Raw genomic sequence first — 12,811 nt, 5'->3', positions numbered from 1 at the left:
GTTGCCCGAGTTTGCCCTTAGTGGCTTTCGAGGCTCTCCAGCGCGGAGCCGATGATCTGGTTCGCTCTCTCACCATGAACTGCGAGCGCGAACAGCCGGTCCCATGCCGCCAGGTACATGGCGACTTCGGTCGGTTGCGTGATCGAGAGGTATCCGGACACGAGCTCCACGTTGACCTGCTCGGCGTTGGTGATCAGGAAGGACTCCTCCGGCCAGACACCCGGGCCGTTGATGGTCCGATCGGCTTGCCGCGGAATGATGCCCAGGGACACGGCGGGCCGGCGCATGGCCTTCAAAAGGTGGCGGAGCTGGGCGATGTGGGTGGTGCGGTCGATCGTCCGGTGCCACAGCACCTCTTCTTCCAAGACGAAGGCGAACCGTGCCCCTGGACGTCGCAGGACCCGTTGGCGGTCCATCCGCTCCGCCACCGCTTCGGCTATGTCGCGTTCGGCGTCGTCGGCCTCCACACCCTGCTCTATGAAGACGGCCCGCAAAGCGGCCCTCGTGTATGGCTCGGTCTGGAGCAGGCCGGGCAGTGCCTTGGTCGCATAGGCGCGCATCTGATTCGCACGCTCGTATCGGTCCCGTACCGACTCTTGCGCGCGCCGCAGGCCGCCGCGGTTCAACTGCTTGTAGGTCAGCCAGGTGCTCGTCACAGACCGCAGTTCGGCCAGCAGCTCCTCCACGCGAGCCGGCGGCACATCGCAGACCCGGCACCAGGTGCGCAGATCCTCGGCCGAGATGGGTCGTGTTGCGTGCTCGATCTTGGATACCTTCGAGACGCCGTGCCAACCGGCCAGCTCGGCCAGTTTTCGGCCGGTCAGCCCGGCGTCCTCGCGGATCTCTCGAAGCTGGTCGGCCAGGCGCTGCCGGGCGGCCTGGGCCGATGACGATGTGGACACGTTCCGAAGTTATGTCGGGTTCGTTCGAGACTCAGCTCGGCTGGTAGTCCTTGTGCGGAGTGGCCCGCTCCCACACTTGCTCGAACGCGGCGATGCACCGCGTCACCACGTCAGGATCATTCGTGAACACCTCGTCCTCGGTGTCCGTACCGTCGCCCGCGCAGAAGTTGAACGCGACCACCCGCCCGTCGAACATCCAGAAGTCGGCACCCGGCAACATGAGGTCGAACGCCCGCCGTCGTGGCAGCCAGCGGACTTCCTCCCCCGCCGCCTGGTTCTCGTCGGTGAGCATGTGCTCCCACCGGATGTAGTCGGTCACCGGCTCCGACACCACCCGAGCCCTCCGAATCTTCGCACCGCGCCCGACCGCCGAAGTGACGATGTCGAGCCAGGCGCTCCGGTCGTACCGGCCTGAGCCGCCCGCCAACCAGTCCTGGAAACCAGGGTGCTCGGTGTCGTACGTATCGCGCATCTCCAGGTGCACGGCCGAGTGCCGGACTCCGGCGAACAGGTCCATCAGGTCCACCGGCCCGTGTCCGATCCGCCCGGCCTCGTACGTGCCCGCCGCCGCCTCCGCGATGATCGAAGCCATCCGGGCAGGCAGGCGGACCACCGTCTCATCGGCACCGAGCGGGCTGTGCTTGGCCACCTCGGCGAGGGTCACCGGGTCGGTGACGGTCTTGCCTTGAAAGTAGAAGTCGCCGCTGTCGGGGTGCACGTAGACGGCAGGGCACTTCAGGTCCGGGGAATCGGGGTCCATACCAACGAAAGCCAGCGACACGCGCACCTCCTGGATCGGGTTTGCCGTTAGTTGCCCACCAAGCTTCATGCCCGCCCAGTGGGCCGAGCAAGGCGGCCGGACATGTGACTGGCCAAAACGCACCGGGAGTATAGCGACGACCGCATACGCGTCTGGGGAACGACGACCCCGTCCGATGATCGGCTCGGCACATCCATGCCACGGGCTCTCAGGCGTCAGGCAGGGTGCTGCCATTCGTCTTCGAGGATGGAGTGGACGATCGAGTCCCGCCAGGTGTCGCCGATCTTGATATGCCCCCGGATCCGGCCTTCCTCGATCATGCCGAACTTGCGCATGAGATGGTCGGACACAACACGGTGAGCTCGCATCGGTAACGCCGCAGGGCAGATTCGGCGCAGCAGGGGTTAGGTTAGTGAGCTAGAGGTCGAGCTGCCCGGTCTTGATCCTGGCGACCAGGTCGGCGAAGGACTTCAACTCGATCGCGACGTGGCGTCCATCCTGTGGATCCTTGCTGTCTCGCATGCCGACGCCTTCCGCGAGGGCAGCCAGTTCCACGCAATCCCCGCCTCCGGTGGTGCCGCTGTAGCTGGCTTTGCGCCACTGCGTCATCGATATCCCTCCATTGCTCGGCATGCACCTCCCGAACGTTGTCCAGCCCCGCTCCGCCTTCAGTAATTCTGCGGGGCACGGTTGCAGAGCTATGGGTCGAGTCGACCGGTCTTGATCCTGGCTAGCAGGTCGGCGAAGGTCTGCGGCTTGAGGGTGAGGTGCCCAACCTGGGGAGCCTTACTGTCGCGCATGCCGACTCCTCTGGCGAGAACCGCCACCTCCACACAGTCGGACTCGTTGTGTACACCGCTGTGGCTGGACTTGCGCCAGGCGATCATGCGTATGTCTCCATCGTCTTGCGGATGAGATCCTTACTCAAGGCGCGCGACAGGGAGTCCGCCCCTATTTCGTCGAACCGTATCCGACGTTCGGCTACTTCGGTGGGGTCCTGGGTCGTTCTTCCCCCTCCGCAAGCCTCCATATAGGCGACATCGCCCTCCTTGACCGTGATCACCTTGAACGACCCCTCCAGCGCAACATGCGCGCCGACCGAGCGGGGAAGGATCCGGACGGCGACGTTCGGGAGTTCGGCGACCTCGAGAAGCGCACCGAGCTGATCCCGCATAACACCTGGCCCGCCGACAGGCCAGTCCAGAGCGTTCTGGCTAAGGATGACCCACAGGTGAGCGGGGTTCTCCTTTGTCAGCACGGCCTGTCTGGACATGCGGTTCCTCACCCCGGCCTCCACGTCCTTAGACCGGCGGCCTTCGGTGAGCAAGGCGCGGGCGTAGTCCTCGGACTGGAGGAGGCCGGGGACGACCATGGCCTCGTAGGTCTTGATGACGCTGGCTCTCTGCTCGTAGATCACGTGGGCCTTGAACCAGTTCGGGTCGTGGCCGGCCCGGGCGTACTTCACCAGCCGCTGGAAGTGCTTGTTCAGGTCCCACAGTTCGTCGAGGATCTTGGCCTTGGTCATGTCCAGCTTGAGGCGCCCGGCTTCGAGGTTGGAGACAGCCTGGCGGTTGACGTGAAGGAGGCGGCCTAGCTGGGCACAGGAGAGGCCGGCCTTGTTCCGGTAGAAGTACAGGTCAACGGCTATCCAGTCCCAGAGCGAGTTGTCCGGGTCGAGTGACTCTCGGAGGGGCATTGATCACCTTCTGGTGTCTCTGATGTCCCACTGAGGCAGGCCAGATTACTGAATGCAAGGGAGCCTGTGTGCTGAGTCACAGAATTCTCGCCTGGAAGGAGATCGGGAGATGTCCGCAGTCACGGGGGTTGGGGCGGTTGTAGCGCGGGATCTGCTTGCTACGCGGGCCTCGGTGGGCTTGGCGCGGTCGGTGGCTTCGGGTTCCCTGCAGACGTGGGGGCTGGAGCGGTTCGAGGAGCGGGCGCTCGCGATCGTGAGCGAGTTGGCGACGAACGCCGTCGCCGTCTCCGCTCCGACCGACACCGTTCGGCTCTACCTCGCGGCCCTGACCGAACGCCTGGTGATCGGGGTCTCAGACGCTGCTGTCGGCCGGGCGCCCCAGGCGCGGCAGGCGGTCTCGACCGTGGAGGAGATCGACCGGGCGGGCTCGGACGAGTTCGGTGGCTGGGGGCTGATGCTTGTGGCCGCCTACGCGGACGCGGTGTGGACCGAACCCGCCAAGAACGGCACCGCCAAATGGGTCTGCGCCTCGATCAACCTGAGGGCGGCCCGCTGATCTCCGGTGTCCGAGGCGATCGACGGGCTGCTTCCCCAACCGCGGCGGGAAGACTCCACCTTCGTGGACTTGGGCCTGCTACTCGTACGGGGTTGGTGGGGGGTGTGGGGGGCGGAGCCCCCTGCCTTGGGGTTTGGGGCGGGAGCCCCAATGGGACTGCCCGAGCGGAGCGAGGACCGATTCACAAAAGGCGGAGCGGGGACCGATTCATCTTTCCCTCAGCGGCGTCGCCCCTGAGGAGCGGGCCTTGGTCAGCCGGTGCGGCTTACTACGTAGTCGCAGAGGCTGGTGAAGGCCCCCCTGGCGGGGATGTCGGGGAGGGTGAGGAGTTCGGAGCGGGCGTCCTCGGCCCAGCGGCGCAGGTCGGCGCGGGCGCGGTCCATGGCCGGGTGGGCGCGGAGGAGGGTCAGGGCCTCGGCGTGGAGGGTGTCGTCGGTGAGGTCGGCGGCGAGCAGCACGCGGAGGCGGGCGTCGTCGGGGCCCGTGTCGGTGCCGGCCAGGACGAGGTGCATGGGCAGGGTGCGGATGCCCTCGCGCAGGTCGGTGCCGGGGGTCTTGCCGGACTGCTCGGCCTCCGAGGCGATGTCCAAAATGTCGTCGGAGAGCTGGAACGCGACGCCGATCTTCTCGCAGGCGGAGGTGATCGTGTCCACGACGTGGGCGGGGGCGCCCGCGAGGAGGGCGCCGAACTGGCCGGACACCGCGATCAGTGAGGCGGTCTTGTCGGCCACGACCTGCAGGTAGTGCTTCAGCGGGTCGGCCTCGGGGCCGGGGCCGACGGTCTCCTGGATCTGCCCGCGCACCAGCCGGGCGAACGCCCGCGCCTGGATCCGGACCGCCTCGGGGCCGAGGTCGGCCAGCAGGTCGGAGGCGCGGGCGAACAGGTAGTCGCCGGTGAGGATGGCGACGGTGTTGGTCCACCGGGAGTTGGCGGACGGCTCGCCGCGCCGCACCGTCGCCTCGTCCATCACGTCGTCGTGGTAGAGCGTCGCCAGGTGGGTCAGCTCCACCACCACCGCGGCCGGGACGACCCCCGGCGCGGCCGGGTCGCCGAAGTGGGAGGCCAGCAGCACCAGCATCGGCCGGAACCGCTTGCCCCCCGCCTCGACCAGGTGCTTGGAGGCCTGGGCGAGCAGCGGGTCGTCGCTGTGCACCGAGTCCAGGAGCATGCCCTCGACGGCGGCGAGCCGTTCCTGCGTGTCCGTCGCGAGTCGGTCGTCGACGGGCAAACCGAACGGCCCATCCCCCGAGGGGAAAGACGATCCCCCGGCGAAAGCTCTACTCACCAAGACCCCCTACCGGAGCTACCGGACGAACATCTGTGTCGCGGCGTCCCCCGCCAGGTCCAGCACGGGCTGCGGGAGCACACCGAGTACCACAGTAGCCGCCACTCCGAGCGCCACCGCCGTCACGGTCGCCGGGCCCAGGATGACCGACGGGCCGTCCGCCTCCGGCTCGCTGAAGAACATCACGACGATCACCCGGACGTAGAAGAACGCCGCGATCGCCGAGGACAGGACGCCGACCACGACCAGCGGGGTCGCGCCGCCCTCGATCGCCGCCTTGAACACCGCGAACTTGCCGGTGAAGCCGCTGGTCAGCGGGATCCCGGCGAAGGCCAGCAGGAAGAAGGCGAACACGCCCGCCACCAGTGGGGACCGCTTGCCCAGGCCCGCCCAGCGGGACAGGTGCGCGGCCTCGCCGCCCGCGTCCCGCACCGTGGTGATCACCGCGAACGCGCCGATCGTGGTGAACCCGTAGGCCGCCAGGTAGAACAGCGTGCCCGACAGGCCGGCCTCGGAGGTGGCGATCACGCCCGTGAGGAGGAAGCCGGCGTGCGCGATCGAGGAGTAGGCCAGCATCCGCTTGACGTCGCTCTGGGTGATCGCGATCACCGCGCCGGCGATCATGGTGAGAATGGCCACACCCCACATCGCGGGCCGCCAGTCCCACCGCAGGTTCTCCAGCGCGACGTAGAACACCCGCAGCATCGCGCCGAACGCCGACACCAGCGTGCAGGACGCCATCAGCGCGGTGATCGGGGTCGGGGCGCCCTGGTAGACGTCGGGCTTCCACATGTGGAACGGGACCGCGCCCAGCTTGAACAGCAGCCCCACCGACAGCAGCGCCACCCCGGCCAGCAGCAGCGTCTCGCTGCCCGCGTCCCGGCTGAGCTGCGCACCGATCACCGACAGCCGCACCGAACCGGCGTAGCCGTACAGCAGCGCCGCCCCGTACAGGAAGAACGCCGAGGAGAACGCGCCCAGGAGGAAGTACTTGACCGCCGCCTCCTGCGACAGCAGCCGCCGCCGGCGGGCCAGCCCGCACAGCAGGTACAGCGGCAGCGACAGGATCTCCAGCGCCACGAACATGGTGAGCAGGTCGTTGGCCGCGGGGAACATCAGCATCCCCGCGACCGCGAAGGTCATCAGCGGGAACACCTCGGTCTGGGTGATCCCGGCCGCCGTCGCCTCCTGCTCGGCCTCGCTACCCGGCAGCGCCGACGCCTGGGCCGCGAAGTGCTCCTGCTTCCGCTCGATGATCAGCAGCAGGCTGATCAGCGCCAGCACCAGGATGGTGCCCTGCAGGAACAGGGTGGGGCCGTCCACCGCGAGCGCGCCCTCGGCGGCCACGGTGAACGGCTTGTCGCGCCAGGCCAGCACGATCGTCCAGACGAACCCGCCGCCCAGGCCCAGGAAGGCCAGGGCGACCTGCAGCGGGAAGCGCAGCTTCCGCCCGGCGAACGCCTCGACCAGCACGCCGGCGATGGCGACACCGAAGACCAGCAGCATCGGGGCGAGCTGGCCGTACTCGATGTGCGGCGCGCGGATCTCGCCGTCGGCGAGGACGCCGCGGGCCGGGGCGTCGAGCGCGGTGACGGCCGCGCCCAGATGACTGGTGAGGCTCATGGACGGGCTCCGTTCTCAGCGACATGGCCGGTGATCGTCGGCGCCGGGTCGCGCTGGTCCAGCCGGACCAGGGTCTGCTCCACCGAGGGGTTGATCACCTTGAGCAGCGGCTGCGGGAAGAACCCGAGCGCCACGATGATCGCGATGATCGGGGCGACCGCGAGCTTCTCCCGCCCGGTCAGATCCTTCATCCCCTTGGCCTTCTCCGCGGTCGGGCCGCCCATGGTCCGCTGGTACATCCACAGGATGTAGATCGCGGCCAGGACGATGCCGACGGTGGCGATGATCGCGGGCACCTCGTAGCGGGTGAACGTGCCGGTGAAGACCAGGAACTCCGACACGAACGGCGCCAGGCCCGGCAGCGACAGCCCGGACAGGCCCGCGACCAGGAACGTCCCGGCCAGCACCGGGGCCACCTTCTGCACCCCGCCGTAGTCGTCGATCCGGGCCGACCGGCGTCGCACGATCATGAAGCCGACCAGCAGGAACAGCGCCCCGGTGGAGAAGCCGTGGTTGACCATGTAGAGCGCGGCGCCGGACTGCGCCTGGGTGGTCATCGCGAACACGCCCAGCACGATGAACCCGAAGTGGGAGATCGAGGTGTAGGCGATCAGCCGCTTCAGGTCGACCTGGCCGATGGCCAGCACCGCGCCGTAGACGATGCTCAGGACGGCGAAGCCCAGCACGACCGGGGTGGCCCACTTGGCCGCGCCCGGGAACAGCTCCAGGCAGAACCGCAGCATGCCGTACGTGCCGACCTTGTCGAGCACGCCCACGATCAGCACCAGCGCGCCGGGCGGGGCCTGCTGCGCCGCGTCCGGCAGCCAGGTGTGCACCGGCACCATCGGCGCCTTGATCGCGAACGCGATGAAGAAGCCGAGGAACAGCCACTTGGCCGTCGTCGGGTCGATGTCCATCCGGCTCAGCTCGGAGAACAGGAACGTCCCCGCGCCCAGGCCGCCCTCGCTGGTCGGACGCGCCGACAGCGGGTACAGCCAGATGACCGCGACCAGCATCAGCAGGCCGCCGAACAGCGAGTAGAGCAGGAACTTCACCGCGGCGTAGGAGCGCTGCGCGCCCCCGTAGGACCCGATGAGGAAGTACACCGGGATCAGCATGGCCTCGAAGAAGACGTAGAAGAGGAAGACGTCGGTCGCCGCGAAGACGCCGATCATCATCGCCTCCAGCGCCAGCAGCAGCGCGAAGTACAGGCTCGCGCTGCGCTTGGCCGGGACGTCGACGCCGCCGGAGCGGTCCGCCTCGTTCCACGACGCCAGGATGACCAGCGGGACCAGGATCACCGACAGCAGGATCAGCACCAGCGCGACGCCGTCGACGCCGACCGCCCAGTGCACCCCGAACTGCTTGATCCACCAGTACTTCTCTTCGAACTGGAACCGCGGCCCGCCGGTGTCGAAACCGGCCGCCATCACCAGCGTCCCCGCCGCGACCAGCAGCGAGACGCCCAGCGCGACCTGCTTGACCAGCGTCTCGCGGGCCCGCGGCAGCACGCCCACCAGCACCGCGCCCAGCAGCGGGACGGCGATGAGGACGCTCAGCCAGGGAAAGTCTTCCATCAGACGTTCACCACCAGCAGCGCGGCCACGTTGATCGCCGCATCGGTCGAGCACAGCATAGAGAGGGCGGTCATACATTCACCACCAAGAGAGCGGCCACGATGATCGCCGCGCCGAAGAACATAGAGAGGGCGTAGGAGCGGGCGAAGCCGGTCTGGATTCGCCGGAGGCGTCCGGAGCTGCCGCCGACCCCGGCCGCCAGGCCGTTGACCACGCCGTCCACGCCGCGGCTGTCGAACCAGACCGCGAGCCGGGTCAGCCACTGGCCGGGCCGCATCAGCAGCGACTCGTTCAGCGCGTCACCGTAGAGGTCCTTGCGGGCCGCGACCGTGACGAACGATCCGGCGGGCGCCTCGCGCGGCACCGGACGGGCGCCGTACTGCCGCCAGGCGATCCCGGCGCCGATCACCATCAGCACGAACGCGGTGATGCTCGCCGGGGTGACCGGGTGGAACTCGTGCTCCCCGGCCTCGCCCACCACCGGGGCGAGGAACTCGGAGAACCCGCCCAGGACCAGGAACCCGCCGGCGAACACCGACCCGATCGCCAGCAGCATCAGCGGAACGGTCATGACCTTGGGCGACTCGTGCGGGTGCGCCTTCTCGTCCCAGCGCTTCTCACCGTAGAAGGTCATGAACATCACGCGCGACATGTAGTACGCGGTGATGCCGGCGCCGATCAGGGTGCACGTGCCCAGGATCGCCCCGGACGTGCCGCCCTTGTGGAACGCGGCCTCGATGATGCCGTCCTTGGTGAACCAGCCGGACAGCCCCGGGAAGCCGATGATGGCCAGGTAGCCGAGCCCGAACGTGGCCCAGGTGATGACCATCATGGCTCGCAGCGCCCCGTACCGGCGCATGTTCACCTCGTCGTTCATGCCGTGCATGACCGACCCGGCGCCCAGGAACAGGCCCGCCTTGAAGAAGCCGTGCGCGATCAGGTGCGCGATCGCGAACACGTAGCCGGCCGGGCCGAGCCCGGCGGCCAGCATCATGTAGCCGATCTGCGACATGGTCGAGCCGGCCAGTGCCTTCTTGATGTCGTCCTTGCCGCACCCGATGATCGCACCGGCCAGCAGCGTGGCCGCGCCGACGATGGTCACCGCCAGCTGGGCGTTCGCCGACATCTCGAAGATCGGCGCGGACCGGACGATCAGGTAGACGCCCGCGGTCACCATGGTCGCGGCGTGGATCAGGGCCGACACCGGGGTGGGGCCCTCCATCGCGTCCAGCAGCCAGGACTGCAGCGGCAGCTGCGCCGACTTGCCGCACGCGCCGACCAGGAGCAGCAGCCCCAGCGCGGTCGCGGTGCCGGTGCTCAGCTGCGAGGCCAGCCCGACGTGCTCGGCGCCCTCGCCCAGGATCTGCTCGAACCCGACCGTCCCGAACGTGCCGAACATCAGCATGATCGCGAGCAGGAAGCCCATGTCGCCGACGCGGTTGACGACGAACGCCTTCTTCGCCGCGACCGCCGCGGTCGGCTTGTACTGCCAGAACCCGATCAGCAGGTACGAGGCGAGGCCCACGCCCTCCCAGCCGAGGAACATGGCCACGTAGTTGTCGCCCAGCACCAGCAGCAGCATCGCCGCGACGAACAGGTTGAGGTAGGCGAAGAACCGGCGCCGGTCGGGGTCGTCGGCCATGTAGCCGATGGAGTAGATGTGGATCAGCGACCCGACCCCGGTGATCAGCAGGACGAAGCTGATGGACAGCGGGTCCACCAGCAGCCCGAGGTCGACCTTCAGCGCGCCGACGTCGAGGAACTCCCACAGGTGGACGGTGCGGCGCCGTTCCTCCGCCCCGTACCCGAGCATCTGGACGAACATCGCCGCGCCCACCACGAAGGAGGCCAGCGACATGGTGACGCCGAGCAGATGCCCCCACTTGTCGGTGCGGCGCCCGCCCAGCAGCAGGATCGCCGCGCCGGCCAGCGGCAGCGCGACCAGGAGCCAGGCCAGGGCCTGGATGCCTTCCGCTTTCATCCCCGACCTCTCAGTACTTCAGCAGGTTCGCGTCGTCGACCGACGAGGACCTGCGGGTCCGGAAGATGGTCATGATGATCGCCAGGCCCACCACGACCTCCGCCGCGGCCACCACCATCACGAAGAACGCGATGATCTGCCCGTCGAGGTTGCCGTGCATCCTGGCGAACGTCACGAACGCCAGGTTGGTCGCGTTGAGCATGAGCTCGACGCACATGAAGACCACGATCGCGTTGCGGCGCACCAGGACGCCCACGGCGCCGATGGTGAACAGGATCGCCGAGAGCGCCAGGTAGTGTCCCGGACTCATTTGCCAGCCTCGCCTTCGGTCTCGGAGCCGGAGCCGGCGGAACCGGACCCCGAGCCGCCGGAGCCGCCCTCGCCGCCCGGCGCCGGCAGGCCGGCCTTCACCGTGCGCTCTTCGGCGTTGGCGTCCTCGGACTCCTCCGTCACCGCCTTGACCGCGGCGACGTCCTCCTCCACGGCCTGCTCCTCGCTGCCGCCGTACAGGTCGGCGTGCCGCTCCGAGGTGTCGGTGCGGGCGGCGATGACCGGGTTGATGGACAGCTCCGAGACGCTGCCGTCGGGCAGCAGCGCGGGCATGTCGACCGCGTTGTGCCGGGCGTAGGTGCCGGGGCCGGGCAGCGGGCCCGGGTGGGCGCCGCCGACGGCGAACCGCTCGAACCGCTTCTCGGCCAGGTCGCGCTGGGTGGGCTTGGGCGTCAGCCGCTCGCGGTGCGCGAGCACCATGGCGCCCAGCGCCGCGGTGATGAGCAGCGCGCTGGTGGCCTCGAACGCGAACACGTACTTGCTGAACAGCAGCCGGGCGAGCCCGACGACGTTGCCGCCGTCGCCGTTGGCGGCCCGCAGCCCGGCCGAGTCGCCCAGCGCGGCGTTGCCGAGCCCGGCGGCCAGCAGCACCAGGAAGCCGAGCGCGGCGACCGCGGCCCACAGCCGCTGGCCGCGGATCGTCTCCACCAGCGAGTCGGTGGAGCTGACGCCGACCAGCATCAGCACGAACAGGAAGAGCATCAGCACCGCGCCGGTGTACACGATCACCTGGACGAACGCCAGGAACGGCGCGTCCTGCACCGCGTACAGCGCGGCCAGCGACAGCATCACCGTGGCCAGCAGCAGCGCCGAGTGCACCGCGCGCCGCATGAAGATCATGCCGAGTGCGGCGCAGACCGACACCACGGCCAGCAGCCAGAAGATGAACGGCTCTCCCGGCTGGGCGTCGGCGACCTGCGCCACCACGACCACGTCGGGACTGGTCACTTGGGCTCACTCCTCTCACCGGAACCGGAGCCGGGCCCGGAGGGGGCGCCCTCGTCGGACGACTTCAGGCCGAGGCGGTAGTAGTCCTCCTCGGTCTCGCCCAGCCGCATCGCGTGCGGCGGCGTCTCCATGCCCTCGCGGAGCGGGGCCAGCAGCATGTCCTTGGTGTAGATCAGGCTCTCGCGGCTGTCGTCGGCCAGCTCGTACTCGTTGGTCATCGTCAGCGCCCGGGTGGGGCACGCCTCGATGCACAGCCCGCACAGGATGCAGCGCAGGTAGTTGATCTGGTAGACGCGTCCGTACCGTTCGCCCGGAGAGTAGCGCTCGTCGTCGGTGTTGTCGGCGCCCTCCACGTAGATGGCGTCCGCCGGGCACGCCCACGCGCACAGCTCGCAGCCGACGCACTTCTCCAGCCCGTCCGGCCACCGGTTGAGCTGGTGCCGTCCGTGGAAGCGCGGTGCGGTCGGCTTCTTCACCTCGGGGTACTGGACGGTCTCGCTCTTCATGAACATCTGATGGAACGAGACCCCGAACCCCTTGACCGGGTTCAGGAAGTCAGTGAGTCCCACTTCCGACCTCCTCACGCGTGGTCGTGGTCGTGGCCGGCCGCGACGGGGTCTCCGTGCTGCGGCCGTGGTAGTGCGGGGCGTCCATCGGGGGCACCGGGAAACCGGCCGCGGCCGCGGCGCCGCCCTTCTTGGGCCCGCCGGAGCCGACGTCGGGGACGATCTGCTTGTCCTTGTCGCCCTCGCCGCGCAGCAGCTCCCACAGAACCGTGGCCACCAGCACCACGCCGGCGACGATCGCGGCGTACAGCGCGATCTGCTGCATGTCGTAGCCCTCGTTGCGCAGCGCGCGGACCGTGGCCACCAGCAGGATCCAGCCGAGCGAGGCCGGCATCAGGACCTTCCAGCCCAGCCGCATCAACTGGTCGTAGCGCACCCGCGGCAGCGAACCCCGGAGCCAGATGAAGAAGAAGATGAACAGCCCCATCTTCACCAGGAACCACAGCACCGGCCACCAGCCCGCGTTCGCGCCCTCCCACACCGTGGAGATCGGCGCCGGGGCCCGCCACCCGCCCAGGAACAGCGTCGTCGCCAGCGCCGACAGCGTGGCCAGGTTGATGTACTCCGCCAGGAAGAACATCGCGAA

Annotated in this window: 15 protein-coding genes; 1 reads left to right on the top strand and 14 read right to left on the bottom strand. The window is 68.8% G+C overall.

Annotated features, from left to right (window positions below):
• Positions 1-17: 17 nt before the first annotated feature.
• The 6 genes from ACFPZN_RS41690 to ACFPZN_RS41665 all read right to left on the bottom strand — a co-directional run bounded on the left by ACFPZN_RS41690 (position 18) and on the right by ACFPZN_RS41665 (position 3,358).
• Positions 18-902 carry a helix-turn-helix domain-containing protein gene (locus ACFPZN_RS41690; RefSeq protein WP_378288122.1) on the bottom strand — a complete coding sequence of 295 codons (885 nt, stop codon included), beginning with the start codon at positions 900-902 and terminating at the stop codon, positions 18-20.
• Between the two features lie 31 nt (positions 903-933).
• Positions 934-1,785: a DUF6879 family protein gene (locus tag ACFPZN_RS41685; protein WP_378288121.1), complete on the bottom strand. Its 852-nt coding sequence runs from the start codon at positions 1,783-1,785 to the stop codon at positions 934-936.
• Between the two features lie 92 nt (positions 1,786-1,877).
• Positions 1,878-2,012, bottom strand: coding sequence for a GNAT family N-acetyltransferase (locus ACFPZN_RS41680; protein WP_378288120.1), 135 nt, complete (start codon positions 2,010-2,012; stop codon positions 1,878-1,880).
• 67 nt (positions 2,013-2,079) lie between these two features.
• A complete protein-coding gene (locus tag ACFPZN_RS41675) occupies positions 2,080-2,271 on the bottom strand; it encodes a DUF397 domain-containing protein (protein WP_378288119.1) in 192 nt (63 codons plus the stop codon).
• A gap of 89 nt (positions 2,272-2,360) precedes the next feature.
• Positions 2,361-2,549: a DUF397 domain-containing protein gene (locus ACFPZN_RS41670; protein ID WP_378288118.1), complete on the bottom strand. Its 189-nt coding sequence runs from the start codon at positions 2,547-2,549 to the stop codon at positions 2,361-2,363.
• Complete coding sequence (locus tag ACFPZN_RS41665) at positions 2,546-3,358, bottom strand: Scr1 family TA system antitoxin-like transcriptional regulator (RefSeq protein WP_378288117.1); 813 nt, start codon at positions 3,356-3,358, stop codon at positions 2,546-2,548. Before ACFPZN_RS41665 ends, ACFPZN_RS41670 begins: the two co-directional genes overlap by 4 nt.
• Before the next feature lie 52 nt (positions 3,359-3,410).
• Between ACFPZN_RS41665 and ACFPZN_RS41660 the strand changes: the two genes are divergently transcribed.
• The gene (locus ACFPZN_RS41660; RefSeq protein WP_378288116.1) at positions 3,411-3,914 is read left to right on the top strand and encodes an ATP-binding protein; all 504 of its coding nucleotides are present in this window, start codon (positions 3,411-3,413) and stop codon (positions 3,912-3,914) included.
• Between the two features lie 251 nt (positions 3,915-4,165).
• On the opposite strand, the gene ACFPZN_RS41655 is transcribed toward ACFPZN_RS41660, so the two are convergent.
• The 8 genes from ACFPZN_RS41655 to ACFPZN_RS41620 all read right to left on the bottom strand — a co-directional run.
• Entirely contained in the window at positions 4,166-5,143 is a 978-nt protein-coding gene (locus tag ACFPZN_RS41655) for a polyprenyl synthetase family protein (RefSeq protein WP_378288115.1), read from the bottom strand.
• A gap of 75 nt (positions 5,144-5,218) precedes the next feature.
• Entirely contained in the window at positions 5,219-6,823 is a 1,605-nt protein-coding gene (gene nuoN / locus ACFPZN_RS41650) for an NADH-quinone oxidoreductase subunit NuoN (RefSeq protein ID WP_378288114.1), read from the bottom strand.
• Positions 6,820-8,400 carry an NADH-quinone oxidoreductase subunit M gene (locus ACFPZN_RS41645; RefSeq protein WP_378288113.1) on the bottom strand — a complete coding sequence of 527 codons (1,581 nt, stop codon included), beginning with the start codon at positions 8,398-8,400 and terminating at the stop codon, positions 6,820-6,822. The genes nuoN and ACFPZN_RS41645 overlap by 4 nt, the downstream gene beginning before the upstream one ends.
• A gap of 70 nt (positions 8,401-8,470) precedes the next feature.
• Positions 8,471-10,381: an NADH-quinone oxidoreductase subunit L gene (gene nuoL / locus ACFPZN_RS41640; protein ID WP_378288112.1), complete on the bottom strand. Its 1,911-nt coding sequence runs from the start codon at positions 10,379-10,381 to the stop codon at positions 8,471-8,473.
• 10 nt (positions 10,382-10,391) lie between these two features.
• Positions 10,392-10,691 carry an NADH-quinone oxidoreductase subunit NuoK gene (gene nuoK / locus ACFPZN_RS41635; protein ID WP_378288111.1) on the bottom strand — a complete coding sequence of 100 codons (300 nt, stop codon included), beginning with the start codon at positions 10,689-10,691 and terminating at the stop codon, positions 10,392-10,394.
• Positions 10,688-11,659, bottom strand: a complete 972-nt coding sequence (locus ACFPZN_RS41630) for an NADH-quinone oxidoreductase subunit J (RefSeq protein WP_378288110.1) — start codon at positions 11,657-11,659, stop codon at positions 10,688-10,690. Before ACFPZN_RS41630 ends, nuoK begins: the two co-directional genes overlap by 4 nt.
• On the bottom strand, positions 11,656-12,228 hold the full coding sequence (gene nuoI, locus ACFPZN_RS41625; protein ID WP_378288109.1) for an NADH-quinone oxidoreductase subunit NuoI: 573 nt from the start codon (positions 12,226-12,228) through the stop codon (positions 11,656-11,658). The genes ACFPZN_RS41630 and nuoI overlap by 4 nt, the downstream gene beginning before the upstream one ends.
• Positions 12,215-12,811: NADH-quinone oxidoreductase subunit H (locus tag ACFPZN_RS41620; protein WP_378288108.1), on the bottom strand; the 597-nt coding region annotated here is incomplete at its 5' end. The genes nuoI and ACFPZN_RS41620, both read right to left, overlap by 14 nt.

The organism is Actinomadura rugatobispora, assembly GCF_042656285.1.
GTDB classification, from domain to species: Bacteria; Actinomycetota; Actinomycetes; order Streptosporangiales; family Streptosporangiaceae; genus Spirillospora; species Spirillospora rugatobispora.
The sequence above is the reverse complement of the archived record's forward strand: the minus strand, read 5'-3'. Positions and strand labels throughout refer to the sequence as shown.

Excerpts from the sequence above, each read along its gene's own strand:
- ACFPZN_RS41675 (WP_378288119.1), bottom strand. The coding sequence starts at position 2,271 with ATGACGCAGTGGCGCAAAGCCAGCTACAGCGGCACCACCGGAGGCGGG.
- ACFPZN_RS41670 (WP_378288118.1), bottom strand. The coding sequence starts at position 2,549 with ATGATCGCCTGGCGCAAGTCCAGCCACAGCGGTGTACACAACGAGTCC.
- ACFPZN_RS41665 (WP_378288117.1), bottom strand. The coding sequence starts at position 3,358 with ATGCCCCTCCGAGAGTCACTCGACCCGGACAACTCGCTCTGGGACTGG.
- ACFPZN_RS41660 (WP_378288116.1), top strand. The coding sequence starts at position 3,411 with ATGCAAGGGAGCCTGTGTGCTGAGTCACAGAATTCTCGCCTGGAAGGA.
- nuoN (WP_378288114.1), bottom strand. The coding sequence starts at position 6,823 with ATGAGCCTCACCAGTCATCTGGGCGCGGCCGTCACCGCGCTCGACGCC.
- ACFPZN_RS41645 (WP_378288113.1), bottom strand. The coding sequence starts at position 8,400 with ATGGAAGACTTTCCCTGGCTGAGCGTCCTCATCGCCGTCCCGCTGCTG.
- nuoL (WP_378288112.1), bottom strand. The coding sequence starts at position 10,381 with ATGAAAGCGGAAGGCATCCAGGCCCTGGCCTGGCTCCTGGTCGCGCTG.
- nuoK (WP_378288111.1), bottom strand. The coding sequence starts at position 10,691 with ATGAGTCCGGGACACTACCTGGCGCTCTCGGCGATCCTGTTCACCATC.